This window comes from Mycobacterium mantenii (genome assembly GCF_010731775.1).
Lineage (GTDB): Bacteria > Actinomycetota > Actinomycetes > Mycobacteriales > Mycobacteriaceae > Mycobacterium > Mycobacterium mantenii.
In genome coordinates this window covers 4,987,865-5,010,857 of the sequence record NZ_AP022590.1, presented here as the reverse complement: position 1 = coordinate 5,010,857, position 22,993 = coordinate 4,987,865, and the positions used below count along the sequence as shown (strand labels likewise).

The 22,993-nt window shown below is 69.8% G+C and carries 21 protein-coding genes and 1 tRNA gene; 12 read left to right on the top strand and 10 right to left on the bottom strand.

From position 1 onward, the window contains the following. Nucleotides 1-42: 42 nt before the first annotated feature. Nucleotides 43-1,044 carry a selenide, water dikinase SelD gene (selD, locus tag G6N50_RS22905; protein WP_163650882.1) on the bottom strand — a complete coding sequence of 334 codons (1,002 nt, stop codon included), beginning with the start codon at nucleotides 1,042-1,044 and terminating at the stop codon, nucleotides 43-45. A gap of 45 nt (nucleotides 1,045-1,089) precedes the next feature. Here selD and G6N50_RS22900 point away from each other — a divergent pair. The 3 genes from G6N50_RS22900 (at nucleotide 1,090) to G6N50_RS22890 (ending at nucleotide 4,186) form a co-directional block, all read left to right on the top strand. Next, nucleotides 1,090-1,184 (top strand) — tRNA-Sec (locus G6N50_RS22900). A gap of 18 nt (nucleotides 1,185-1,202) precedes the next feature. Further along, a complete protein-coding gene (gene selA / locus G6N50_RS22895; protein ID WP_083095535.1) occupies nucleotides 1,203-2,504 on the top strand; it encodes an L-seryl-tRNA(Sec) selenium transferase in 1,302 nt (433 codons plus the stop codon). After that, a complete protein-coding gene (locus G6N50_RS22890) occupies nucleotides 2,492-4,186 on the top strand; it encodes a selenocysteine-specific translation elongation factor (protein ID WP_083095536.1) in 1,695 nt (564 codons plus the stop codon). The genes selA and G6N50_RS22890 overlap by 13 nt, the downstream gene beginning before the upstream one ends. Nucleotides 4,187-4,195: 9 nt before the next feature. Here G6N50_RS22890 and G6N50_RS22885 read toward each other — a convergent pair whose 3' ends face one another. Next, complete coding sequence (locus tag G6N50_RS22885) at nucleotides 4,196-4,660, bottom strand: GatB/YqeY domain-containing protein (RefSeq protein WP_083095537.1); 465 nt, start codon at nucleotides 4,658-4,660, stop codon at nucleotides 4,196-4,198. On the opposite strand from G6N50_RS22885, the gene G6N50_RS22880 reads away from it, so the two are divergent. From G6N50_RS22880 to G6N50_RS22860, 5 genes are read left to right on the top strand one after another with little or no spacing between them, the layout of a single operon-like run. Beyond that, nucleotides 4,659-6,035: a DUF7847 domain-containing protein gene (locus tag G6N50_RS22880; RefSeq protein ID WP_179970053.1), complete on the top strand. Its 1,377-nt coding sequence runs from the start codon at nucleotides 4,659-4,661 to the stop codon at nucleotides 6,033-6,035. The genes G6N50_RS22885 and G6N50_RS22880 overlap by 2 nt on opposite strands. Before the next feature lie 23 nt (nucleotides 6,036-6,058). Then, nucleotides 6,059-6,712 carry a DUF4129 domain-containing protein gene (locus tag G6N50_RS22875; RefSeq protein WP_083095539.1) on the top strand — a complete coding sequence of 218 codons (654 nt, stop codon included), beginning with the start codon at nucleotides 6,059-6,061 and terminating at the stop codon, nucleotides 6,710-6,712. Continuing rightward, nucleotides 6,712-7,851 carry a DUF4350 domain-containing protein gene (locus G6N50_RS22870; protein ID WP_083095628.1) on the top strand — a complete coding sequence of 380 codons (1,140 nt, stop codon included), beginning with the start codon at nucleotides 6,712-6,714 and terminating at the stop codon, nucleotides 7,849-7,851. Before G6N50_RS22875 ends, G6N50_RS22870 begins: the two co-directional genes overlap by 1 nt. Next, the gene (locus tag G6N50_RS22865; protein ID WP_083095540.1) at nucleotides 7,848-8,825 is read left to right on the top strand and encodes an AAA family ATPase; all 978 of its coding nucleotides are present in this window, start codon (nucleotides 7,848-7,850) and stop codon (nucleotides 8,823-8,825) included. The genes G6N50_RS22870 and G6N50_RS22865 overlap by 4 nt, the downstream gene beginning before the upstream one ends. After that, entirely contained in the window at nucleotides 8,825-10,147 is a 1,323-nt protein-coding gene (locus G6N50_RS22860) for a DUF58 domain-containing protein (RefSeq protein ID WP_083095541.1), read from the top strand. Before G6N50_RS22865 ends, G6N50_RS22860 begins: the two co-directional genes overlap by 1 nt. Before the next feature lie 72 nt (nucleotides 10,148-10,219). On the opposite strand, the gene G6N50_RS22855 is transcribed toward G6N50_RS22860, so the two are convergent. After that, complete coding sequence (locus tag G6N50_RS22855; protein WP_083095542.1) at nucleotides 10,220-11,212, bottom strand: stage II sporulation protein M; 993 nt, start codon at nucleotides 11,210-11,212, stop codon at nucleotides 10,220-10,222. A 77-nt stretch (nucleotides 11,213-11,289) separates the two neighbouring features. Between G6N50_RS22855 and G6N50_RS22850 the strand changes: the two genes are divergently transcribed. Further along, nucleotides 11,290-12,228, top strand: a complete 939-nt coding sequence (locus G6N50_RS22850) for an RDD family protein (protein ID WP_083095543.1) — start codon at nucleotides 11,290-11,292, stop codon at nucleotides 12,226-12,228. A gap of 9 nt (nucleotides 12,229-12,237) precedes the next feature. Here the strand turns inward: G6N50_RS22850 and G6N50_RS22845 are convergent, their stop codons facing one another. After that, a complete protein-coding gene (locus G6N50_RS22845) occupies nucleotides 12,238-12,621 on the bottom strand; it encodes a hypothetical protein (RefSeq protein ID WP_083095544.1) in 384 nt (127 codons plus the stop codon). A gap of 204 nt (nucleotides 12,622-12,825) precedes the next feature. Between G6N50_RS22845 and G6N50_RS22840 the strand changes: the two genes are divergently transcribed. Next, entirely contained in the window at nucleotides 12,826-13,542 is a 717-nt protein-coding gene (locus tag G6N50_RS22840; RefSeq protein WP_083095545.1) for a PadR family transcriptional regulator, read from the top strand. 31 nt (nucleotides 13,543-13,573) lie between these two features. Here the strand turns inward: G6N50_RS22840 and glpK are convergent, their stop codons facing one another. Continuing rightward, on the bottom strand, nucleotides 13,574-15,100 hold the full coding sequence (gene glpK / locus G6N50_RS22835; protein ID WP_083095629.1) for a glycerol kinase GlpK: 1,527 nt from the start codon (nucleotides 15,098-15,100) through the stop codon (nucleotides 13,574-13,576). A gap of 135 nt (nucleotides 15,101-15,235) precedes the next feature. Here glpK and G6N50_RS22830 point away from each other — a divergent pair, with 135 nt between their 5' ends. After that, nucleotides 15,236-16,708 (top strand): glutamate--cysteine ligase, encoded by a 1,473-nt coding sequence (locus G6N50_RS22830; RefSeq protein ID WP_083095546.1) that lies wholly within the window; start codon nucleotides 15,236-15,238, stop codon nucleotides 16,706-16,708. A 10-nt stretch (nucleotides 16,709-16,718) separates the two neighbouring features. Then, nucleotides 16,719-17,387 (top strand): class I SAM-dependent methyltransferase, encoded by a 669-nt coding sequence (locus G6N50_RS22825; protein WP_083095547.1) that lies wholly within the window; start codon nucleotides 16,719-16,721, stop codon nucleotides 17,385-17,387. Here G6N50_RS22825 and egtE read toward each other — a convergent pair. Genes egtE through egtA form a run of 5 tightly spaced genes read right to left on the bottom strand, consistent with a single transcriptional unit; the run spans nucleotide 17,384 to nucleotide 22,845 of the window. Further along, nucleotides 17,384-18,490, bottom strand: a complete 1,107-nt coding sequence (gene egtE, locus G6N50_RS22820) for an ergothioneine biosynthesis PLP-dependent enzyme EgtE (protein ID WP_232069014.1) — start codon at nucleotides 18,488-18,490, stop codon at nucleotides 17,384-17,386. The two genes, G6N50_RS22825 and egtE, sit on opposite strands and share 4 nt — an antisense overlap. Nucleotides 18,491-18,537: 47 nt before the next feature. Beyond that, nucleotides 18,538-19,503 (bottom strand): L-histidine N(alpha)-methyltransferase, encoded by a 966-nt coding sequence (egtD, locus tag G6N50_RS22815; protein ID WP_083095549.1) that lies wholly within the window; start codon nucleotides 19,501-19,503, stop codon nucleotides 18,538-18,540. After that, nucleotides 19,503-20,225, bottom strand: a complete 723-nt coding sequence (gene egtC, locus G6N50_RS22810) for an ergothioneine biosynthesis protein EgtC (RefSeq protein ID WP_083095550.1) — start codon at nucleotides 20,223-20,225, stop codon at nucleotides 19,503-19,505. The genes egtD and egtC overlap by 1 nt, the downstream gene beginning before the upstream one ends. Next, nucleotides 20,225-21,526, bottom strand: coding sequence for an ergothioneine biosynthesis protein EgtB (gene egtB, locus G6N50_RS22805; protein ID WP_083095551.1), 1,302 nt, complete (start codon nucleotides 21,524-21,526; stop codon nucleotides 20,225-20,227). Before egtB ends, egtC begins: the two co-directional genes overlap by 1 nt. Further along, nucleotides 21,523-22,845 (bottom strand): ergothioneine biosynthesis glutamate--cysteine ligase EgtA, encoded by a 1,323-nt coding sequence (egtA, locus tag G6N50_RS22800; protein ID WP_083095552.1) that lies wholly within the window; start codon nucleotides 22,843-22,845, stop codon nucleotides 21,523-21,525. The genes egtB and egtA overlap by 4 nt, the downstream gene beginning before the upstream one ends. Nucleotides 22,846-22,993 lie beyond the last annotated feature (148 nt).

The window sequence follows — 22,993 nt, the reverse complement described above, 5'->3', positions numbered from 1 at the left end:
CATGCCCCTAAGCCTAGTGCGTTCGGCCGAAACCCCGCCGGTTCAGCGCACCACGATGGTGTGCTCACCGCGCGGTACCAGCTCGCCGATGACCGGCGCCCCCGGGATCTCGCCGGCGATCAGCAGGCCACCGGAGGTCTGCGCGTCGGCGAGCAACAGGGCATCGTCGGAGCCCACGGCGGACAGGTCGACGTGCGGCGCCACCCAGTCCAGGTTCCGCCGGGTGCCGCCGCTGAGGTAGCCGGCGGCCAGCGCCGCACGCGCGCCGTCCAGGTAGGGCACCGCCGCCGAGTCGATCACCGCCGTCACGCCACTGGCCCGCGCCAGCTTGTGCAGATGTCCGAGCAACCCGAAACCCGTTACGTCGGTGGCACATTCGATGCCGGCCGCCAGCGCCGCCGTGGCCGCGGCGGCGTTGAGCGTGGTCATCACCGCGACCGCCTCTTCGAAGCGCTCCCCCGTGGCCTTATGCCTGTTGTTCAGCACTCCGACACCGAGTGGCTTGGTCAGCGACAGCGGCGTCCCGGGCTTACCGGAATCATTGCGTAGCAAGCGGTTTGGGTCGGCGATCCCGGTGACCGCCAGCCCGTACTTGGGTTCGGGATCGTCGACGCTGTGCCCGCCGGCCAAATGGCAGCCGGCCAGGGCGCACACGTCGCGTCCGCCGCGCAGCGTCTCGGCGGCCAGCTCGAATGGCAACACGTCGCGCGGCCATCCCAGCAGGTTCACCGCGACCACCGGGCGCCCGCCCATCGCGTAGACATCGGACAACGCGTTGGTCGCCGCGATCCGGCCCCAGTCGTAGGCGTCGTCCACCACCGGGGTGAAGAAGTCGGTCGTCGCGATCAGGGCCGTGCCGTCCTGAATCCGCACCACCGCCGCGTCATCGCCGTTGTCCAGCCCCACCAGCAGCTCCCCGACCGCGTCGCGCGGCGGGTTCGATCCCAGCCCGCGAACCACCTCCTCGAGCTCGCCGGGCGGGATCTTGCAGGCGCAGCCACCCCCGTGGGCGTATTGAGTCAGTCGGTACGTCACGGCGTCCATGGTGCCCGCGCCGCGGCGGCTGCGACAATTGGCACCATGGCTCAAGGAGGCGTGTCCGGTCTGGTGACCGGCGCGGTCTTCAAAACCGTGGAACGGCAGACGCTGCCGTTGGCGGGTTCAATTCCCGTCCGCCTCCGCCATGATCTTTTGGGCCCGACATGAGCGACCCGCGCCGACGGGTGCCCGGCACCGACACGCTGCTCACCGACCCCCGGCTGGTCGCCGCGCAGCGGGTGCTGGGCCGCGACCTGGTGAAGTCGGTGATCTCCGCGGCCCAGCGGCGGGCGCGTGCCGGAGAGATCGCCCCCGAGCAGGTCGCCGAGCACGCCGTCGCCGCACTGCCCGCCACCGCCTCGAGCCTGCGGCCGGTCATCAACGCCACCGGCGTGGTGGTGCACACCAATTTGGGCCGCGCCCCGCTGTCGCGGGCCGCGCTGGACGCGGTGGTCGCCGCGGGTGGCGCCACGGACGTCGAGTTCGACCTGGCGACCGGGCGGCGCGCGCGGCGCGGCCGGGGCGCGCTGGCCGCGCTGGCGGGCGCGGCTCCGACCGCTGGCGGCGTGCACGTCGTCAACAACAACGCGGCCGCGCTGCTGTTGACCGCGATGACGCTGGCCCCCGGCAAGGAGATCGTGCTCAGCCGCGGCGAACTCGTGGAAATCGGTGACGGGTTCCGCATCCCCGAGCTACTGGAATCGACCGGATCGCGGCTGCGCGAAGTCGGCACCACCAACCGCACCGGCCTGCGAGACTACGCCGGGGCGCTCGGGCCGCAGACCGGTTTTGTGCTGAAGGTGCATCCGTCCAACTTTCACGTCAGCGGGTTCACCTCGGCGGTCGAGGTCGCCACGCTGGCGCCGGAACTGCGCAAGCTCGGCGTCCCGCTGGTGGTCGACATCGGTTCCGGCCTGTTGTCGCCGCATCCGGTGCTGCCCGACGAGCCGGACGCGACCTCGATGCTGGCCGACGGCGCCGACGTGGTCACCGCGAGCGGGGACAAACTGCTGGGCGGGCCGCAGGCCGGGCTGCTTCTCGGCCGGGCGGACCTCATCGAGCGGATTCGCCGCCACCCCGCGGCCCGCGCCCTGCGGGTGGACAAGCTGACACTGGCCGCGCTGGAGGCAACGCTGCTCGGGCCGCCCCCGCCGGTCGCGCAGGCGCTGGCCGCCGACGCCACCCGGCTGCGCGCCCGGGCCGAGGCGCTGGCCGCCGGGCTGCCCGCGAACACCGGCGCCGTGGCGGTGGACTGCGTTGCGGCCGTCGGCGGCGGCGGGGCGCCCGGCGTCGAACTGCCCAGCGCCGCGGTGAGCCTGCCCGAGCCCTATGCGGCCGCGCTGCGTCTCGGCAACCCGCCGGTCGTCGGACGCCTGGAGAGCGGCCGGTGCCTGCTCGACCTGTGCACGGTGCCGCCCGAGGACGACGAGCTGGTGGCCGCGGCGGTGCGGGCGTGTTCGTCCTAGCCACCGCCGGGCACGTCGATCACGGTAAATCGACTCTGCTGCAACGAATTACGGGTATGTGGCCGGATCGGCTGGCCGAGGAACAGCGCCGCGGCCTGACCATCGATCTGGGCTTCGCCTGGACCGAGCTCGAGGGGCGCCAGGTCGTGTTCGTCGACGTGCCCGGCCATGAGCGGTTCGTGGCCAACATGCTGGCCGGCGTCGGCGCGGCCCCCGGAGTGGTGTTCGTCGTCGCCGCCACCGAGGGCTGGATGCCCCAGTCGGAGGAACATCTGGCTGCGCTCGACGCGCTCGGGGTCCGCCACGGGCTGCTGGTGATCAGCAAGGCCGATCTCGCCGATCCGGGTCCGGCCATCACGCAGGCGTCGGAAAGGCTTGGCGCCACTTCACTTGCCGGCTTGCCCGTCGCGATCGGCACCGACCTCGACCGGGTGCGCGCCGAGCTGGTGGCGCTGACCGACCGGCTGCCCGCGCCGGACCCCGGCGCCGACGTGCGGCTGTGGATCGACCGCAGCTTCACCGTCCGGGGCGCGGGCACCGTCGTCACCGGCACGCTGGCCGCCGGCACGGTGCGGGTGGGCGACGAACTCGAGCACGCCGGGCGGCGCGTCACCGTGCGCGGGCTGCAAGCCTTGGGCCGCAACCATTCCGAGGTCGGTGCGGTCGCCAGGGTCGCGCTGAACCTGCGGGGCGTCGACCGGCACGACATCGGACGCGGGGACACCGTGCGCACGCCCGGGGCCTGGCTGGACACCGCGGAGATCGACGTCGCCCTGCGCGCGGCGGAGACTTTGCACCGCCAGCTCGTGCTGCACATCGGGTCGGCGGCCGTGCCGGTGCAGGTGCGCCGGCTGGGGACCGCCGCGGCGCGGCTGCGGCTGGTCCGGCCGCTGCCGTTGCGGGTGGGAGACGTCGGGTTGCTGCGCGACCCCGGACAGCACCGGATCGCGGCGGGAATCGAAGTGCTCGACGTCCGCCCGCCCGGGCTGCGGCGGCGCGGCGCGGCGCGGGCCCGCGCCGCGGAACTGGCGACCGGCCAGGTGCGGGCGCCGGACTTCGCGCGCGCCGCCGACCTGCGCGCCATGGGTCTGCCGCCGCGCGGGCAGCGGGTGGGCGACTGGGTGGTGGACCCGCAGTGGTGGGCGGCGCGGCGCGAGGACGCGACCGCGGCGGTGCGCCGCTGGGCGGGCGATCACGACATCGCGGCGGGCATGCCGCAGGAAACGCTGCGCCAGCAGGTCGGGTTGCCCGCCGCCGAACTCGTGCCGACGTTGCTCGAGGGCGCCGGTCTGGTGCTGGCCGACGGGCTGGTCCGCCCGCCCGATGCGGGCCTGCCGGCCCGCGTCGACAAGGCCGTGGCCACGGTCGAGGAGTGGCTGGCCGCCGAGCCGTTCCGGGCGCCCGAGGCCGACGAGCTCGCCGAGCTGGGGCTGGGTCCCCGGGAGGTGGCCGCGGCGGTGCGGGCCGGGCGCCTGACGCGGATCGCCGACGGGGTGGTGCTAGGGCCCGACGCGCTGGACCGAGCCGCCGGCGTGCTGGCGACGCTGCCGCAACCGTTCACGGTCAGCGAGGCACGCCGCGCGCTGGACACCACCCGGCGGGTGGCGGTGCCGCTGCTGGAACAGCTCGATGCCCGGCGCGTGACGCGCCGCGGCGGCGACGGAACCCGGGTCCTGGTCTGAGCGGGGCGGCTACAGCCGCTCTTTGACGGCGGCCGAGAGGCGAGCGCCGTCGGCCTTGCCGGCGGCGATCGCGGTGGCGGCCTTCATCACCATACCCATCTGCTTCACGCCCGGCCGCTCGCCGATTTCCTCGGCGACCTGGGCGATCGCGGTATCGGCGACGTCGGCCACCTCCGCCTCGGTGAGCGGGGTGGGCAGGTACTCGTCAATGATCCGCCCCTCGGCGTGCTCGTTGGCGGCGAGCTCCCCGCGCCCGTTCTGGGTGTAGATCTCCGCGGATTCGCTCCGCTTGCGCGATTCCTTGGCCAGCACCTTGATGACTTCCTCGTCGGTGAGGTCTTTGGCCTGCTTACCGGAAACTTCCTCGGTTTGGATCGCGGCCAACAGCATGCGCAGGGTGGCCGTTCGCAACTTGTCCTGGGCCTTCATCGCCGCGGTCAGGTCCGCCCGGAGCCGGGATTTGAGTTCCGCCATGGGTGAGACGCTACGCGCCGGGCGCGGAGTCAAGATTGTGAAATGCCCCGACCGTCGACAGGATGGAGCCCATGACGAACGACGCGCCCGGCCGCAGGGCTGGTTTGACGGGCCGCTGCACTCGGTGAGCGCGCCGCCGCCTGGTTATCCGGCCGGTCCGCCACCGGCATACGGCCCACAACCTGAATACGGTCCACCCGCGGCGTATGGCCCGCCGCCGGCCTACGGCACGCCACCGGCATATGGCCCGCCGCCCGGTTATCAGCCCCCGTCCGGCTATGGACCCCCGCCGGGCTACGGGCCTCCACCCGGCTATGCGCCTCCACCCGGCTATGGGTCACCACCGGGGTATGGGCCTCCGCCGGGTTACGGGTCGCCGCCGGCGTTCGGCACACCGCCGCGCTACGGAGCCGTCAAACCCGGGATCATCCCGTTGCGGCCGCTGACCCTCGGCGACATCTTCAACGGCGCGGTCGGCTACGTGCGGGCGAACCCGAAAGCGACGCTGGGGCTGACCGCCATCGTCGTCGTGATCATGCAGATCGTCACCAAGGTCGCGTTCTTCGGTCCGCTGGCCGCGGCCGACAGGTTCACCTCCGATCGGCCCGGCGAACTGAGCTCGGGCGTACTGGGCGCCTGGACCGCATCGGTGGGCGGCGGCATCCTGGTCGGCTGGCTGGGCGGCATGCTGCTGTCCGGGATGCTCACCGTCATCGTCGGGCGGGCGGTGTTCGGAACCCCGATCACCATCGGCGAAACCTGGCAAAAGATCCGCGGGCGACTGCTGGCCCTGCTCGGTCTGGCCCTGCTGGAAGCCGTCGTGGTGGCGGCCCTCGCGGGGCTGGTCGCGGTGATCATCGGGGCGCTGGCGGCGATCGGCAGTGCGGCCGCGGCCGTGGTCCTTGGCATCCCGCTGGTGCTGGTCGTCCTCGCGTTGCTGGTGTACCTGTACACGGTGGTGTTGTTCGCACCGGTGCTGATCGTGCTGGAGCGGCTGCCCGTCATGGACGCGGTCACCCGGTCGTTCAAGCTGGTGCGCAACGGCTTCTGGCGAGTGCTGGGCATCCGGGTGCTCGCGTTTCTGGTGACTTCCGTCGTCGCCAACGCGGTCGCGGTGCCGTTCAGCATCGTCGGCCAGTTCTTCCAGATCACCTCGTCCGGCACGGCGTTCCTGGTCAGCACGGCGGTCCTCTCGGTGGGGGCGGCGATCGGCGAGATCATCACCGCGCCGTTCAACGCGGGAGTCATCGTCTTGCTCTACACCGACCGCCGGATGCGTGCCGAGGCATTCGATCTGGTGCTGCAGAGCGGAGCGGCCCAGGGGCCCTACGCGGCCACGTCCACCGACAACCTCTGGCTGACCCGGCCCCTGTAGGCCGAGCGAGGACTGGCTGAGGAATGCCCTCCATCGACATCGACCGCGATGCCGCACACCGCGCCGCGCAGGACGAGCTCGACAAACCGATCTACTCCAAGGGCTCGGCGCGGGAACATTTCGTCGACTGGCTCAACGACCTGATCTACCGGCTGCTCCAGAAGACCTCCTCGATACCGGGCGGATGGCTCACCGCCACCGTGCTTTTCATCCTGCTCGTGATCGCGGTGATCGCCGGCGTCTATCTCCTGCGGCGCACCATGCGCACCCGCCGCGGCGGCGACTACTCGTTGTTCGAAGCCGCCCAACTGACCGCCGCCCAGCATCGTGCGACCGCCGAAAACTATGCGGCCGAAGGTGATTGGGACGCGGCGATTCGCCACCGGCTGCGCGCCGTCGCCCGCCAGCTCGAAGAGACCGGTGTACTGACTGCGGCCCCCGGCCGGACGGCCAACGAGCTGGCCCGCGACGCCGGCGCCGCTCTACCACACCTGGCCAGCGAATTAACCCAAGCGGCAACGGCTTTCAACGACGTCACGTACGGCGAGCAACCCGGCACCCAGGCCGCCTACCAGATGATCGCCGACCTGGACGACCACCTGCGCTCGCGCTGGCAGGGCGGTCCGTCGGAACCCGGCCAACCCGCAGCGCACGAGTCGTGGGCGCAGGTGCGGTGATGGCGACGACCACCGGTGCCCGCCCCGAAACCACGCCGCGCCGCCGGCGCTCCTGGCGTTGGGTGCTGGTCACGCTGTTGGTGCTCGCCGTCATCGCCGGCGTCGACGCGTATCTGACCGCGCCGCGGCCCGGCGCCCGCATGGACCCGGCGTCGACCGGTCCCGACGGTGCCCACGCGCTGGTGGAGCTGCTGCGCGACGCCGGGGTCGACGTCGTCGTGGCCAACAACATGGCCGACGTCGAACACGCGGCGCGCCCGGATGCGCTGATCCTGGTGGCCCAGAACCAGTACCTCACCGACACGCTGCTGGACCGGTTGGGCAGCGTCGGATCGGACCTGCTGCTGGTGGAGCCGACCACCCGGACGCGCGAGGCGCTGCTGCCGGGCGTACGGGTCTCCGGGGCCAGCGGTTTTGACCTCGACCCGAATTGCACTCTGCGCGAAGCCGTTCGCGCCGGGTCAGTCCGGTTCGGGGCGAGCAACACCTACGAGTCCGAAGACGGCCGCGCGATGACCCGCTGCTATGACGGCGCGCTGATCCGCTTCCGCAACGGCGGACGCACCATCACGGCCGTCGGCAGCACCGACTTTATGACCAATGGCAGCCTGCTGCTGGCGGGCAACGCCGCGCTGGCGATGAACCTCGCCGGCGATCGGCCGCGGCTCATCTGGTACGCACCGCACCGTGTCGAGGATGAATCCTCAGCCAAGGCAACGCTTTTCCAACTGATTCCGCCGAACGTCATCTGGATCCTCGGACAGCTGGCGCTGGTGGTGCTGCTGGTCGCCGTGTGGAAGGGCCGCCGGCCCGGACCACTGGTGGCCGAAGAGTTGCCGGTCGTGGTACGCGCCTCGGAGACCGTCGAGGGCCGCGGCCGGCTGTACCGGTCCCGGCGGGCACGCGATCGCGCGGCGGCGGCGTTGCGCACCGCCACGCTGCACCGGCTGCTGCCGCGGCTCGGCCTGGGCGCGGGGGCTTCGCCGGTGGCGGTGGTGACCACCACGGCCCAGCGCATCGGATCCGATCCGGCGTTCGTCTCCTACCATCTGTTCGGTCCGCCCCCGACGACCGACCACGACCTGTTACAACTTGCCCGTGCGCTCGACGACATCGAAAGGCAGGTCGCACACCCGTGACACAACCCTCTACCGCCCAGTCCCCCACCGCCGAATCGGCACGCGAGGCGCTGCTGGCGTTGCGCAGCGAGCTTGCCAAGGCTGTCGTCGGACAGGAGGGCGTGGTCAGCGGCCTGGTGATCGCGCTGCTGTGCCGCGGCCATGTGCTGCTGGAAGGCGTTCCGGGAGTGGCGAAGACGCTACTGGTCCGGGCACTGGCCGCGGCGCTGCAGCTGGAATTCAAGCGGGTGCAGTTCACTCCCGACCTGATGCCCGGTGACGTGACGGGTTCACTGGTGTACGACGCGCGCACCGCCGCGTTCGTGTTCCGTCCGGGTCCGGTGTTCACCAACCTGCTGCTGGCCGACGAGATCAACCGGACCCCGCCCAAGACCCAGGCCGCGCTGCTGGAGGCGATGGAAGAGCGACAGGTCAGCGTAGACGGCGAACCGCAGCCGCTGCCCGACCCGTTCATCGTGGCCGCGACCCAGAACCCGGTCGAATACGAGGGCACCTACCAGTTACCCGAGGCCCAGCTGGACCGCTTTCTGCTCAAACTGAATGTGTCGCTGCCGCCGCGGGACGCCGAGATCGCCATCCTGCACCGGCACGCGCACGGCTTCGACCCGCGCGACCTGTCGGCGATCAAGCCGGTGGCCGGGGCCGCCGACCTGGCCGCCGGCCGCGACGCCGTACAACACGTGCTGGTTGCCGACGAGGTACTGGGCTACATCGTCGACATCGTCGGGGCCACCCGCTCCTCGCCCGCGCTGCAACTGGGGGTGTCTCCCCGTGGGGCGACCGCGCTGCTGGCGACGGCGCGCTCCTGGTCCTGGCTGTCCGGGCGCAACTACGTCACTCCCGATGACGTGAAGGCCATGGCCCGCCCGACGCTGCGGCACCGGGTGATGCTGCGGCCCGAGGCCGAACTCGAAGGGGCCACACCCGACGGTGTGCTCGACGGGATCCTGGCCTCGGTTCCGGTGCCACGCTAGTGGTCCTGACCGGACGCACCGGGCTGGTCGCACTCATCTGCGTCCTGCCCATCGCGCTGTCGCCTTCGCCGGCAACGACTTTCGCGGCTCTGCTGATAACACTGACGATCGCGGTCCTCCTCGACGTCGTGCTGGCGGCCAGCACCGCCAAATTGCGCTACGTGCGTGCCCCGGACCGCTCCGCCCGGCTGGGACAGCAGGTGGATTGCGGGCTGCTGATCCACAACGACGGGCCGCGCCGGCTCCGCGGCCAGATCCGCGATGCCTGGCCGCCCAGCGCGGGAGCGCGGCCGCGCATCCATCCCATCGACATCCCCGCCGGGCAACACCAGCACGTCCAGACCCAACTACAGCCGGTCCGCCGCGGCGACCAGCGAGCGACGGTGGTGACCGCCCGATCGATCGGCCCGCTGGGGTTGGCGGGACGGCAAGGTTCGCGACCGGTGCCCGGCCAGCTGCGGGTGCTGCCCCCATTTCTGGCCCGCAAGCACCTGCCGTCGCGGCTGGCCAAGCTGCGGGAGATCGACGGCCTGCTGCCCACGCTGGTACGCGGGCAGGGAACCGAATTCGATTCGCTGCGCGAGTATGTCGTCGGGGACGACGTGCGCTCGATCGACTGGCGCGCCACCGCGCGTCGCGCCGATGTGGTGGTGCGCACCTGGCGGCCCGAACGCGACCGGCGGGTGGTGATCGTGCTCGACACGGGCCGCACCGCGGCGGGGCGGGTGGGCGTGGACCCGACCGCGTCCGATCCGGCGGGCTGGCCGCGGCTGGATTGGTCGATGGACGCCGCACTGCTGCTGGCGGCCCTCGCGTCGCGGGCCGGCGACCACGTCGAGTTCCTCGCGCACGACCGGGTGAGCCGCGCCGGCGTGTTCGGTGCCTCGCGCACCGAACTGCTTGCCCAACTGGTCGACGCGATGGCGCCCCTTCAGCCGGCCCTTCTCGAATCCGATTGGGGGGCAATGGTTTCCGCCATCACACGGCGCGCCCGCCGGCGGTCCCTGGTGGTGCTGCTGACCGACCTCAACGCGCCCGCCCTCGCCGAGGGCCTGCTGCCCGTGCTGCCGCAGCTGTCGGCCAGACATCACCTGCTGCTGGCCGCGGTCTCCGACCCCCGCGTCGACCAGATGGCGGCCGGGCGGTCGGATGCCGCGGCGGTATACGACGCGGCGGCCGCCGAACGCTCCCGCAATGACCGCGGCGCGATCGCCGCCCGGCTGCGCAGCAGCGGCGTGGAGGTCGTCGACGCCCCGCCCGCCGAACTGGCACCCGCCCTTGCGGATCGCTATCTGGCAATGAAGGCGACGGGCCGGCTGTAGTTCGCACCGCGAGACTGCAACTGCCGACGCATTTCCCGAGTACGACCGTCGGTACTTGCAGTCTCGCGCCACTCAGCCCGTTGGAACCACGTCCGGCGCCTCTGCCATGTCACCGCTTTCGCCGGCCTTCACACCGCGCCGGCCGAAGTGGACGATGTAGGACAGGAACGCCACCTCAGCGAGTACACCGATGGCGACCCGCACGAACGTCGGCAACTGCGAAGGCGTCACCAGCGCTTCGATCAACCCGGACACCAGCAGCACCGCAACCAGACCCACGGCAACCGAGACGACGGCGCGGCCCTGTTCGGCCAGCACCTGCCCCCGGGGACGGTCTCCGGGCGAGATCACCGACCACCCCAGCCTCATTCCCGTTGCGCCCGAGAGGAATACCGCCGTGAGCTCCAGCAGTCCGTGCGGGAGAAGCAGCCCGAGCAGCAGGCCACCCTTGCCGGCCGGAAACATCAGGCCGGCAATGACTCCCAGGTTGGCGGCATTCTGAAACAACACGAAGGGGATCGGCAGTCCCAGCACCACCGACAGTGCGATGCATTGAGCCGACACCCAGGAGTTGTTGACCCAGATCTGCAACGCGAACGCCGCGGCGGGATGTTCGCTGTAGTACGACTCGACATCGTAATTGACCAATTGCTGGATTTCACTGGGTGTTCCGATGGCGGACTGCACGTCGGGGCTGCCGGCGACCCATAGCGCGACGATCACGACCACGGCGAAGAACGCCGCCGCCGTGGCCAGCCACCACCGCCAGGTGCGGTACGCCACGACCGGAAAAGACACCGTCCAGAACCGGGTGAACGCACTACTGAGCGGCGCGTGCGCGCCGGTTACCGCCGAACGCGCCCGCGCCACCAGACTCGAGAGCCGACCGATCAACACCGAATCCGACGAGGCCGAGCGCAGCATCGACAAATGGGTGGAGACCCGCTGGTAGAGCTCGACAAGCTCATCGATTTCCGCGCCGGACAGCGACCGGCGCTTCCCGATCAACCGGTCGAGCCGGTCCCAGGTCGGACGATGGGCCAGCACGAATGCATCGACATCCACCCTGGGCAGCCTAATCGCAACCCCGGCCCGGCAAAGTGTGGCCGGCCACACGCGCCCAACCTGTACCGTTCGGAGTTATGTCGGAGGTGGTGACCGGGGACGCTGTGGTGCTCGACGTGCAGATCGCCCAGCTGCCGGTGCGGACGTTGAGCGCGCTGATCGACATCACGGTCATGGTCATCGGTTACCTGCTCGGCCTGATGCTGTGGGCTGCCACCCTGACCCAATTCGATACCGCACTGAGTAACGCGATCCTGCTGATATTCACGGTACTGGTGATCGTGGGCTATCCCCTGGTCCTCGAAACGACCACGCGGGGCCGCTCGGTGGGCAAGATCGCGATGGGCCTGCGGGTGGTGTCCGACGACGGCGGCCCAGAACGCTTCCGCCAGGCGCTGTTTCGCGCCCTGGCCGCCCTGGTGGAAATCTGGATGCTGTTCGGGAGCCCGGCCGTGATTTGCAGCATCCTGTCTCCCAAGGCCAAACGGATCGGCGACATATTCGCCGGCACGGTGGTGGTCAACGAGCGCGGGCCCCGACTCGGGCCCCCGCCGATGATGCCGCCCGCATTGGCGTGGTGGGCGTCGTCGCTGCAGCTGTCGGGCCTCTCCGCCGGTCAGGCCGAGGTTGCGCGTCAATTCCTTTCCAGGGCAACACAGCTCGACCGTCAGCTGCGTCTGCAGATGGGATACCGGATCGCCGGTGACGTGGTGGCCCGCATCGCGCCGCCACCGCCGCCCGGCGCCCCGCCGGAACTGGTGCTCGCCGCGGTCCTTGCCGAGCGACACCGCCGCGAACTGGCCCGGCTGCGACCGGCCATGCCCGTGCCGGGGCAACCACCGATGGGACCGGCGCCGTGGCCACCGCCCGGCGCGACGTACCAGGGCCCCCCGGGCTGGAGCCCACCGCCGGGCGCGGTACAGCAGCCGCCGTCCGTCGGGTGGCCGGACCCGCAATCGAGGCGGCCCGGCCCGGGCGACACCGGCACACCGGAGGGTTTTTCGCTACCCCACTAGCGACCGGCGCTAGCCGGCCACGCTCGCCGCCATGAGGGCGACGTCGGCGATCAACAGTCCCCAACCGCACAGCGGAACAGCGATGCCGCCGCGGCGTTTGGCGGTGAAAAACGAGATGATGATGACGACGACGGCGACCGCGGGGGCGCCGTAGAACGCGACACCGAAATCGATTCCGCCGTGGCCCAGGTTGGGGCAGCTGCGGTCGCTGCAGCCGTCGGTGCTCATCACGGCGCCAAGCGCGAAGAGCATGACAATCGCGGCGGCGGGCACCGTCGCCAGCGCCAGCCCCCAATTAAGCCACATCCAGGTGTTGCGGGGCCGGCCACCATCGGGTCGCCCGGACGCGGCCGCTCCGGCGCTATCGACCTTCAGGTTGTTGTCAGAATCCATCTCCGTAGCTCGTACCCGCCGTTTGGCGCAGGCAAACCGCGCCGCCGGCCGGCCTCGTGGGCGCGGCGTGCCGGGATTTCCGCAGCTCACGGCCTCTCACAAGTAATATTTCAACATATCTCGTTGCATCGCGTTAGTTTCCGATATATCGTGATGTTTCGTAGCGCACCACGGGTGTGCGACCCACAAACGTAAGGACAGAAAATGAGCAACCCATTCATTCCCCCCGAAGGACCATTCGCCGGCCGGCCCGGCTTCGGATTCGGCTTTGGCTCCGACCCGGTCGACCGGCTGGCCCTGCACCAGGCGCGGCGCCAGGCCCGACGGGACTTTCGCGAGCATCTCCGCGATCACGCCGCCCGTCACGACGGCCCGCTCGGCTTCGGACCCGGGTTCGGTCCGGGCTTCGGACCCGGCTTTGGCCCGGGCTTCGGTTTCGGCCCCGGCGGTCGGCGCGGCGGATGGCGCCGTGGCGGCACGGGTCGCGGCAAGCGCGGTGACGTGCGCGCGGCCATTCTGACGCTGCTGGCCGAGCGGCCGATGCACGGCTACGAGATGATCCAGCAGATCGCCGAACGCAGCAACGGGCTCTGGAAGCCGAGCCCCGGTTCGGTGTACCCGACGTTGCAGCTGCTCGACGACGAAGGCTTGATCACCGCGAGCGAAACAGAAGGCAGCAAGAAGCTTTTCGAGCTGACCGAACCGGGCCGGGCGGCGGCCGAGAAGATCGAGATTCCACCGTGGGACGAGATCACCGAAGGCGCCGACCCGGGTCACATGAATCTGCGGGCGGCCGTGGGCCAATTGTTCGGCGCGGTCGGGCAATCCGCCCATACCGCCTCCGCCGAGCAGCAGCAGCGCATCGTCGACATCCTCAACAACGCGCGGCGCGAGATCTACGGCATCCTCGGCGAGGACTGAGTGGGTCCGGCGGGTCCTGGATCAGGTCAAGTCAAGTTACCGAGACCCAATCCAGGGTCCGCTGCACGGCTTTGCGCCAGCCCGCGTAACCCGCGGCACGCTGTTCTTCGCTCCAGGCCGGCACCCAGCGCTTGCCCTCCTGCCAGTTGGCACGCAGGTCGGTCGGATCGGCCCAGAACCCGACCGCCAGACCGGCCGCGTAAGCGGCGCCCAGCGCGGTCGTCTCGGCGACCACCGGCCTTACCACATCCACCCCCAGCACATCGGCCTGAATCTGCATGCACAGGTCGTTACCGGTGATACCGCCGTCGACCTTCAAGACCTCAAGGTGCACACCGGAATCCGCCGCCATGGCGTCGACGACGTCGCGACTCTGGTAGCAGATCGCCTCCAATGTTGCGCGCGCCAGGTGCGCGTTGGTGTTGAATCGCGACAGCCCGACGATCGCGCCGCGCGCATCGGATCGCCAATAGGGTGCGAACAACCCGGAAAACGCGGGAACGAAATAGACTCCGCCGTTGTCGTCGACCTGCCGCGCCAGTGATTCGCTTTGCGCGGCACCGCTGATGATGCCCAGCTGATCGCGCAGCCACTGCACGGCCGCACCGGTCACCGCGATCGAACCTTCAAGCGCGTACATGGGTTTGGCGTCCCCGAGCTGATAGCAGACGGTGGTCAGCAGCCCGTTGTCAGACCGCACGATCGTCTCGCCGGTGTTGAGCAACAGGAAATTGCCGGTGCCGTAGGTGTTTTTGGCTTCCCCCTCGGACAGACAGACCTGGCCCACCATCGCCGCATGCTGATCGCCGAGCATCCCGGTGATCGGCACCTCGCCGCCGGCCGGCCCGGCCTCCGACGTCACACCGAAGGGCCGCGGCGACGACGACGGCCCGATCTTCGGCAGCATCGCACGAGGGACGGAGAAGAACGACAGCAGCTCGTCGTCCCAGTCCAGCGTCTCCAGGTTCATCAGCATGGTCCGGCTGGCGTTGGTCACATCGGTGGCGTGCACGCCGCCCCGCGTCCCCCCGGTCAGGTTCCACAACAACCAGGAGTCGGCGGTGCCGAACAACGCGTCACCGCTTTCGGCCGCCTCGCGCACCCCGTCGACGTTCTCCAGGATCCATTGCAGCTTGGCGCCGGAAAAGTAGGTGGCCGGGGGCAGGCCGGCCTTGCGGCGAATCACGTCGCCGCGGCCGTCGCGGTCCAGCGCCGACGCAATCCGGTCGGTTCGGGTGTCTTGCCACACGATCGCGTTGTAATAGGGCCGTCCGGTCTTGCGGTTCCACACCAGCGTCGTTTCGCGCTGATTCGTGATACCCAGCGCGGCAAGGTTTTTCGGTCCCAAGTTGGCCCGGTTCAACACCGACATCAGCACCGAGGAGGTACGCTCCCAGATCTCGACCGGGTCGTGCTCCACCCAGCCGGCCCGGGGCAGCACCTGTTCGTGCTCGAGTTGATGGCGAGCCACTTCGGCACCCTGGTGATCGAAGATCATGCAGCGAGTGCTGGTGGTCCCCTGGTCGATGGCGGCGACGAATTCGGCGAACTCGGCCAACTGCTCTCCTCCACCCGTGAGCTCGGACACGTTTGCGTCAAAAGTCCATCATGGTCTACCCGCCGCAGCGACGAGGCGGGAACCACGACTCGTGGGAGCTTGCGTTACGGGCGGTAACCCTGTTGCATCTGCGTTGTGGGCGAAGAGGTCAAGCGCACCACGTACGACAGCGCACATCGGCGGGAATACCGCCGCAAGGTACAGCTGTGCCTGGACGTCTTCGAGACGATGCTGGCCCGGTCGTGCTTCGATTCCGAGCAGCCGCTGACGGGCATGGAGATCGAGTGCAACCTCGTCGACGCCGCCTACCAGCCGGCCATGTCCAATCGCCACGTGCTGGACGCCATCGGCGATCCGGCGTATCAGACTGAATTGGGCGCGTACAACATTGAATTCAATGTTCCGCCGCACGCGCTGCCCGGGCACTCCGTGCTCGACCTCGAGGCCGAGGTGCGGACCAGCCTGAACGACGCCGAAACCAAGGCCGGCGCCGCCGGCGGTGCACACATCGTGATGATCGGCATCCTGCCCACCCTGATGCCCGAACACCTGGACCACGGCTGGATGAGCGAATCGACGCGATATGCCGCCCTGAATGACTCGATCTTCACCGCCCGCGGCGAAGACATTCCCATCGACATCTCCGGCCCCGAGCCACTGAGCTGGCACACCGCGACGATCGCACCCGAATCCGCCTGCACCAGCATGCAATTGCACCTGCAGTTGGCGCCGGAGACGTTCGCCGCCAATTGGAATGCGGCGCAGATCGTGGCCGGCCCGCAATTGGCGCTGGGTGCCAACTCGCCGTTCTTCTTCGGGCACCAGTTGTGGGCGGAAACCCGTATCGAGCTGTTCACCCAATCCACGGACGCCAGGCCCGAGGAGCTGAAAAGCCAAGGCGTGCGCCCGCGAGTATGGTTCGGCGAACAGTGGATCGGCTCGGTGGTCGACCTCTACCGGGAGAACATCCGCTACTTCCCGTCCCTGCTGCCCGAGGTGTCCGACGAAGACCCGGTAGCCGAGCTGGCCGCCGGGCACGCCCCGCACCTCTCCGAACTGCGCCTGCACAACGGGACGGTCTACCGGTGGAACCGTCCGGTGTACGACGTGGTCGACGGGCGTCCCCACCTGCGACTGGAGAACCGGGTGTTGCCGGCCGGGCCGACGGTGGTCGACATGCTGGCGAACTCAGCCTTCTTCTACGGCGTGCTGCGTAGCCTGTCCGAAGCCGACAAGCCGTTGTGGGGCGGCACGGATTTCGCTGTGGCAGAAGCCAACTTCCTGGCGGCGGCGCGCTATGGCATCGACGCCCGGCAGCGCTGGCCCGGGGTGGGTGAGGTGACCGCACGCCAACTGGTGCTCGACACGCTGCTGCCGATTGCCGACGAAGGCTTGCGGCGGTGGGGCGTCGACACCGAGGTCCGCGATCGGTTCCTCGGGGTCATCGAGGGCCGGGCCCGCACGGGACGCAACGGTGCCAGCTGGCAGGTGTCCACGGTGCGCACCCTGCAGGACGGCGGCATGAGCAGGCCCGCGGCACTGGCCGAGATGCTACACCGGTATTGCGAGCAGATGCACGCCAACACGCCGGTGCACACCTGGGAGTAGGTTGGAAAGCATGTCGGCTAACCAAGCGATGGACTGGGACGGCGCGTACCGCGAGCAGGCTCACTTCGAAGGTCCGCCGCCATGGAATATCGGTGAGCCACAACCCGAACTGGCCGCCCTGATCGAGGCCGGCAAGTTTCGCAGCGACGTGTTGGACGCCGGCTGCGGAGTCGCCGAGCTGTCGTTGACGCTGGCTGCGCAGGGCTACACCGTGGTGGGCATCGACCTCACCCCCACCGCCGTCGCGGCGGCCACCAAGGCGGCGGCCGACCGCGGCCTGACGACGGCCACCTTTGTGCAGGCGGACATCACCTCGTTCGGGGGCTACGACGGCCGCTTCTCCACCGTCGCCGACAGCACGCTGTTTCACTCTCTGCCGGTCGAGGGCCGCGACGGCTACCTGAGCTCGGTGCACCGCGCGGCGGCCCAGGGGGCCAGCTTCTTCGTGCTGGTCTTCGCCAAGGGCGCCTTCCCCAGCGAATGGGAAGCCAAGCCCAACGAAGTCGACGAGGACGAGCTCCGCGACGCGGTGAGTAAGTACTGGGAGATCGACGAGATCCGGCCGGCCTTCATCCACGCCAACATTCCGCCGATCCCCGACGGCCCGCAGCACGATCGCGACGAGAAGGGCCGGATGAAGATGCCGGCCTACCTGTTGACCGCGCACAAGGCGGGCTAGCCGGCCGAGGTCGCCGCGGTCGCGGCGATGAGCGCTTCGGCGAAGGTCTCCAGGTCTTCGGCCGTGGTATCCACATGCGGCGAGATCCGCAGCACGGGTCCGGTCAGCTCCAGGGGTGCGCGCTGCACCCCGGCGACGGTGGTCAGGATCCGCCGCTCGGCGAGCAGCCAGGCCCGCACCCCCTGCGGGTCGGCGCCGTCGTTCGGCGCCAAAGTGGTGATGGCACTGGGTTCTTCGACCTCTTCGACCACCGTCCACCCTGCCACATCGGCCAGCACCGTGCGGCTCAGACCGCCCAGCTCGGCCAGGCGTGCGTGCACGGCCTGAGGCCCGTACGCAAGGTGCTCGCCGAGCGCCAGCGAAAAACCCACCCGCGCGGCGACATTGGCTTCGCCGAATTCCAGCTGTTCGGCCACCGTCGGCGAGCCGTCTTTCCTGGCCCAGTCCGGCGCGGCCAGCCTCGGGTGCAGGCTTTCCATCAGCTCGCGGCGCACCCCGAGCATCCCCACACCGCGCGGGCCGGCCATCCACTTGCGCGACGACGAATACGTGACATCGGCGCCCACCGCGCAGTCCGCCTGACCCAGCGCCTGTGCCGCGTCGACAACGAGCGGCAGCTCCAGTTCCCGGCATAGCTGGGCGATCATCGAAACCGGTTGCACCACACCACAATGGCTGGCCACCGCTGTCAGGTGCACCAGATCCGGCGGGTCGGTATCCAGGGCCAGTGCCGCGTCGTCCAGCGCGACCCGGCCGTCTTCCAGGGTCGGCAGCAGCTGCCGGTCGAACCCATGCGCGGCCATCAGGGCCAGGTTGGGTCCGTATTCGCCGGGCAGGCACGCCAACCTTTTTCGGCCCGCCGGCCAGCTGCCCAGCAGAAGGTCCAGGGCATTCAGCGAGCCAGTGGTGAAAACCATTTCGGCATCGGACATTCCGGTCAGCGCGGCGAATGCGACGCGGCCGGCGTCGAGCACCGGTGTGGCGGCCTCCGCCGCGACGTATCCGCCGACTTCGGACTCGTTGCGGGCGTGCTGCGCGGTGGCCTCGATCACCGCCAGGCTCTGCCGTGAACAGGCGGCGTTGTCCAGGTGCATTCCGGCCATCGGCGGGCGGGCCGACCGCCATTGGTCGGCCAGCGCGTTACCGACGGTCACTTCACGGCCAACGACAACCCGAAGTCGCCCGCCTCGTCGGTCCACCACCGGGTGCGACGCAATCCCGCGGCGGCCAACTCGCAGGTCACCTTGTCGGAGTGGAACTTGCACGACACCTCGGTCAGCATCTCCTCGCCGGCCTCGAAGTCGACGGTCAGCTCGAGCGCGCCGACCTGCACCCGCTGGCGCCGGTCGGATCGCAGCCACATCTCGATGCGTTCTTCGGCCGCGTTCCACCGGGCGACGTGCCGGTAGGCGTCGACGTCGAAATCCGCGTCGAGTTCGCGGTTGACCACCGCGAGCACATTGCGGTTGAACGCTGCCGTCACCCCGGCGGCGTCGTCGTAGGCGCGCACCAGCCGCTCGGTGTCCTTGACCAGGTCCGTGCCCAGCAGCAGGCTGTCCCCGGGCCGCATCTGCGCGGACAGCGCGGCGAGGAATTCCGCGCGCGGTCCGGGCGTCAGATTGCCGATCGTCGAACCCAGAAACACGAACAGCCGTCGCCCGCCTTCCGGGATCTCGGTCAGGTGCTCTTCGAAATCGCCGCAGACAGCCTTGATTTCGACGCCCTCGTATTCCTGCTGGATTGCCGCGGCGGCACTCGACAGGATGCTGGCGTCGACGTCGAACGGGACGAACCTGCGCAGCGAACCCCGTGCGCGCAGGGCGTCGAGCAACAGCCGGGTCTTCTCTGAAGTTCCGCTGCCCAATTCCACCAGGGTATCCGCGCCGCTGACCGATGCGACTTCGGCCGCACGCGCGCGCAAGATCTCGGCCTCCGCGCGGGTCGGATAGTACTCGGGCAACCGGGTGATCTGGTCGAACAGATCGCTGCCCACGGAGTCGTAGAACCATTTGGGTGGCAACGTCTTTGGAGTCTTCTGTAGGCCCTCGAGCACGTCGCGGCGCAACGCGTGGTGCGCCGAGTCGGCGGCCAAGTGGTTCGACAGCGACAGCGTCATCAAGATCCTCTCGACTGATCCAGCGGCGTCAGCGTGACACCATTCGCAGTGACTTCGACAAGGTGGCGGTCCGGCACGTCCTCCCACTCGGAGTCGTTGTCGTAGGGTTCGCTGGCCAGCACCACACCGTCCGGGCGGCGCAGGATGGACAGCGTGTCCCCCCAGGCAGTCGCCAGCATGCGGGAACCGTCGGCCGCCAAGATGTTCAACCGGGCGTTGGCGTCGGCCGCCCCTATCTCGGCGACGGTGTCCCCCAGCGCGTCGAGGCCGCGCTCGAAGACAACGGACGCCAATATGGCGCTGTCACAGACTGATTCGGCCCGCGATGTCGTCGGCAACAGGGCTCGGTCGACTACTCCGTTGTGCGACAACAGCCATTGCCCATCGGTGAAAGGTGCAGTGGCGCTGATTTCGATCGGCATGCCGACGGTGGCCGAGCGCACCGCGGCCACCACGCAGTGGCTGCGCAGCGCGGGCGCGACGGAATCGATCGACACATCTCCCCACAGTGGCGCCTGGCTGCGCCAGCGGCGCGGCACCCCACCCTCGGCGGAGCTTGGCGAGGAGGCGTCGAAAAACCCGACGCCCCAACCGTCGGCGTTGAGCAGGCAATGCTTTTGCCGCCGCGGCGCATACGACTGCACCCGCAGCCCGAACGGCGGGTCGAGCACCAGCGAGGAGATGGTGACATCAGTCCCCAGCCAACCCAGGTGCCGGCACATCAGGCGGAATCCCCGGGGACGTCCCACGCCAACCGGACGCCGGAGAAGATCTGGCGCCGGTACGGGTGATCCCAGTTGCGGAAACTCGGCCGCATGATGCCCGGCTCCACGGCCCACGAACCGCCGCGCAGCACCCGGTAATCGCCGTCAAAGAACGGTTGCGAATACCGCTCGTACAGCATCGGGACGAATCCCGGCCAGGGCCGCAGCGCGGAGATGGTCCACTCCCACACCTCGCCGAGCATCTGCTCGGCCCCGTAGGCCGAAGCGCCGGCGGCGTAGGCGCCGACGGGCGCCGGCCGCAAGGCACTGCCACCCAGGTTGGCCCGCGATTCGTCCGGTCGGCGCTCTCCCCAGGGATACCTTCGCCGGGTGTTGGTGGACGGGTCCCAGGTGCAGGCCTTCTCCCATTCCATCTCGGTGGGCAGCCGGGCACCGGCCCAGGCGGCGTAGGCCTCGGCCTCGAAATAGCTGACGTGCTGGACGGGTTCGTCGGCCGGGATGTCCTCGATGTGGCCGAACCGGGTGCGGGTCGCCCCGTCGGAACTCCAGAACTGCGGCGCGGTCAGACCCGCGCCCCGGCGGTGCTGCCAGCCGCGCTCCGACCACCAGCGCGGCTGGTCGTAGCCGCCGTCATCGACGAACTGCCGCCATTCGCCGTTGGTGACCGGAACCCTCCCAATCCGGAACGCCGGCAGGTCGACGACGTGGGCCGGCCGCTCGTTGTCCAACGAATACGGTTCGCTCGCCGCGTCCACACCGAGCACGAACTCACCGGCGGGCACCAGCACCGACGTGCCGGCCAGGCCGTCCCGACCGGACGGCAGCACCGACGATTCATGCAGAAGCGGTGGGCCGCCGCGCAAGTTCAAGGCCTGCAGCATGGTTTCGTCGTGCTGGTTTTCATGACTGACCACCATCGCGTACACGAAGACCGCCTCGTCGCCGGCGGGGTCGGGCAGCGCGTCGAGCGCGTCGAGCACGGCGGACCGCACGGTCCGGCAATATGCGCGTGCCTTGTCCGGCGACAGCAGCGGCAGGTCGACGCGGCTGGCGCGGGAATGCACGAAGGCGTCGTAGAGACCCTCGACCGCCGCCGGCAACATACCGGGCCGGGTGGCGTCCCCACCCCGCAGCAGCCACAGCTCTTCCTGCTGACCGATGTGCGCCAGATCCCACACCAACGGGCTCATCAACGGGTCGTACTGCCGGCAGAGTTCGGCGTCGTCAAACTCGACCAGACGCAACGTCCGCTCTCGCGTCCGCGCCAAGTCCTCGGCGATCCCGTCCCGCGCCGTCACGGCTCCCCTTGCGAGCAACGCGCCGCCTCCGAGACCGCAGCCGCGAGGCCCCGCTCGACCACCCGGTCGGAAAAATCGTCGCCGGGACAGCGTCCCTGTTCGACCAGGCGGACCAATCGCTGCATCGAATCGCGGATTCCGGCGGGCGCTTTCGCGGCGGCGATGGCCACGCACGCGTTGGCCGCCGCGTACAGGCGCCGGTCCCGTAGCCCCACCCGGGCCGCGACGTCCCAGGCGGTGGCCACGGGCTCGACGGCCTCGGCCGCGAGGTCGGCCGCGATCGGGTCGTCGAGCAGCGCCGCCAAAGTGAACGCCACGGCGGGCCACAGCGCGTCGGGCACGCTGTCCAGGTAACGGATCTCCAGCCACTGCCTGGGGCGCACCGGCGGGAACAGCGTGGTCAGGTGGTACTCCAAGTCGGCGACGCTGGGACGACGATCCCCGAGCAGTTCCCGGCCGTCGACCCAATCGGCGAAGGGCACCCAATGCGTGACGGCCTCGGCGTCGGGGTTGTGCACCAGCATCACCGGCGCCTTGAGCGCATACCGTGCCCAGTCAGTGCCCGGGTCGACGCCGCTGGCGCCCAGGATGGGGCCGCAGCGCGCCGAATCCATCCTGCCCCACACCCGCTGCCGGCTGGACACCCAGCCGGTGAAGTCGCCGACCAGCATCGGCGAGTTGGCGGTGATGGCGATCATGGTGGGTCCCAAGGCATGTGCCAGGCGCACTCGCGCCGCCCAGCCGTCTCGCGGCCCGGCGTCGAGGTTGACCTGAATCGAGGCGGTGGACGTCATCATCGCCGCGCCCGCTTCTCCGGAGTCGCTGGTGGCGAAGAACCGCTCCATGGCCCGGTACCGGGCGCCGGGGTTGATGCGTTTGGGCGGGCGCAGCGGGTCGGCGCCCAGGAAGACCAGGCCCAACCCGGCCGCGGTGAACGCCGGCTGCAGGACGGCCTGATCCCGGCGCATGGCGTCGATGGCGGGAACCACCCCGTCGGCGGGCGGCCCGGACAACTCCACGGCGCCGCCCGGTTCCACGGTGATCCTGCTGCCACCGGGCAACGCGGGGAGCGCGTCGAGCACACCGGCGATTTCGTCCCAGCTGGGTCTGCGGTGCGGGTCGGCCGGGTCGTGGCAATGAGCCTCCAACTCCAGGCCGATACGGCCGAGCGGCGCGTCGACCAGACATCCCTCGGCGATGTATTGCGCGACGGCCGCCGAGTCGGGCAGCTCGGCGATGTTCAGCTCCGGGGTGGGGTCGGCGCCGGCCGCCCGCGACTCCGAGCGCGAGGCCGCAGCAGTGATCGGCGCGAACGTCATATCACGATCCCTTCGGGCCCGGGCACGCCTGAACGTGCACCTGCGGACCGCTTCCCTGCGCAGCTAATCGAACGATATTCGGCACTACTTCGTCTAGTGCTTCATCTATCAGACGCCCCCGACATATTCCCCTCCCCGCACTTTCAAC

Coding starts and splice junctions, on each gene's coding strand:
- selD (WP_163650882.1), bottom strand. CDS start 1,044: ATGGACGCCGTGACGTACCGACTGACTCAATACGCCCACGGGGGTGGC.
- selA (WP_083095535.1), top strand. CDS start 1,203: ATGAGCGACCCGCGCCGACGGGTGCCCGGCACCGACACGCTGCTCACC.
- G6N50_RS22880 (WP_179970053.1), top strand. CDS start 4,659: ATGGGTGAGACGCTACGCGCCGGGCGCGGAGTCAAGATTGTGAAATGC.
- G6N50_RS22885 (WP_083095537.1), bottom strand. CDS start 4,660: ATGGCGGAACTCAAATCCCGGCTCCGGGCGGACCTGACCGCGGCGATG.
- G6N50_RS22875 (WP_083095539.1), top strand. CDS start 6,059: ATGCCCTCCATCGACATCGACCGCGATGCCGCACACCGCGCCGCGCAG.
- G6N50_RS22870 (WP_083095628.1), top strand. CDS start 6,712: ATGGCGACGACCACCGGTGCCCGCCCCGAAACCACGCCGCGCCGCCGG.
- G6N50_RS22850 (WP_083095543.1), top strand. CDS start 11,290: ATGTCGGAGGTGGTGACCGGGGACGCTGTGGTGCTCGACGTGCAGATC.
- G6N50_RS22845 (WP_083095544.1), bottom strand. CDS start 12,621: ATGGATTCTGACAACAACCTGAAGGTCGATAGCGCCGGAGCGGCCGCG.
- G6N50_RS22840 (WP_083095545.1), top strand. CDS start 12,826: ATGAGCAACCCATTCATTCCCCCCGAAGGACCATTCGCCGGCCGGCCC.
- G6N50_RS22825 (WP_083095547.1), top strand. CDS start 16,719: ATGTCGGCTAACCAAGCGATGGACTGGGACGGCGCGTACCGCGAGCAG.
- egtE (WP_232069014.1), bottom strand. CDS start 18,490: ATGGCCGGAATGCACCTGGACAACGCCGCCTGTTCACGGCAGAGCCTG.
- egtD (WP_083095549.1), bottom strand. CDS start 19,503: ATGACGCTGTCGCTGTCGAACCACTTGGCCGCCGACTCGGCGCACCAC.
- egtC (WP_083095550.1), bottom strand. CDS start 20,225: ATGTGCCGGCACCTGGGTTGGCTGGGGACTGATGTCACCATCTCCTCG.
- egtA (WP_083095552.1), bottom strand. CDS start 22,845: ATGACGTTCGCGCCGATCACTGCTGCGGCCTCGCGCTCGGAGTCGCGG.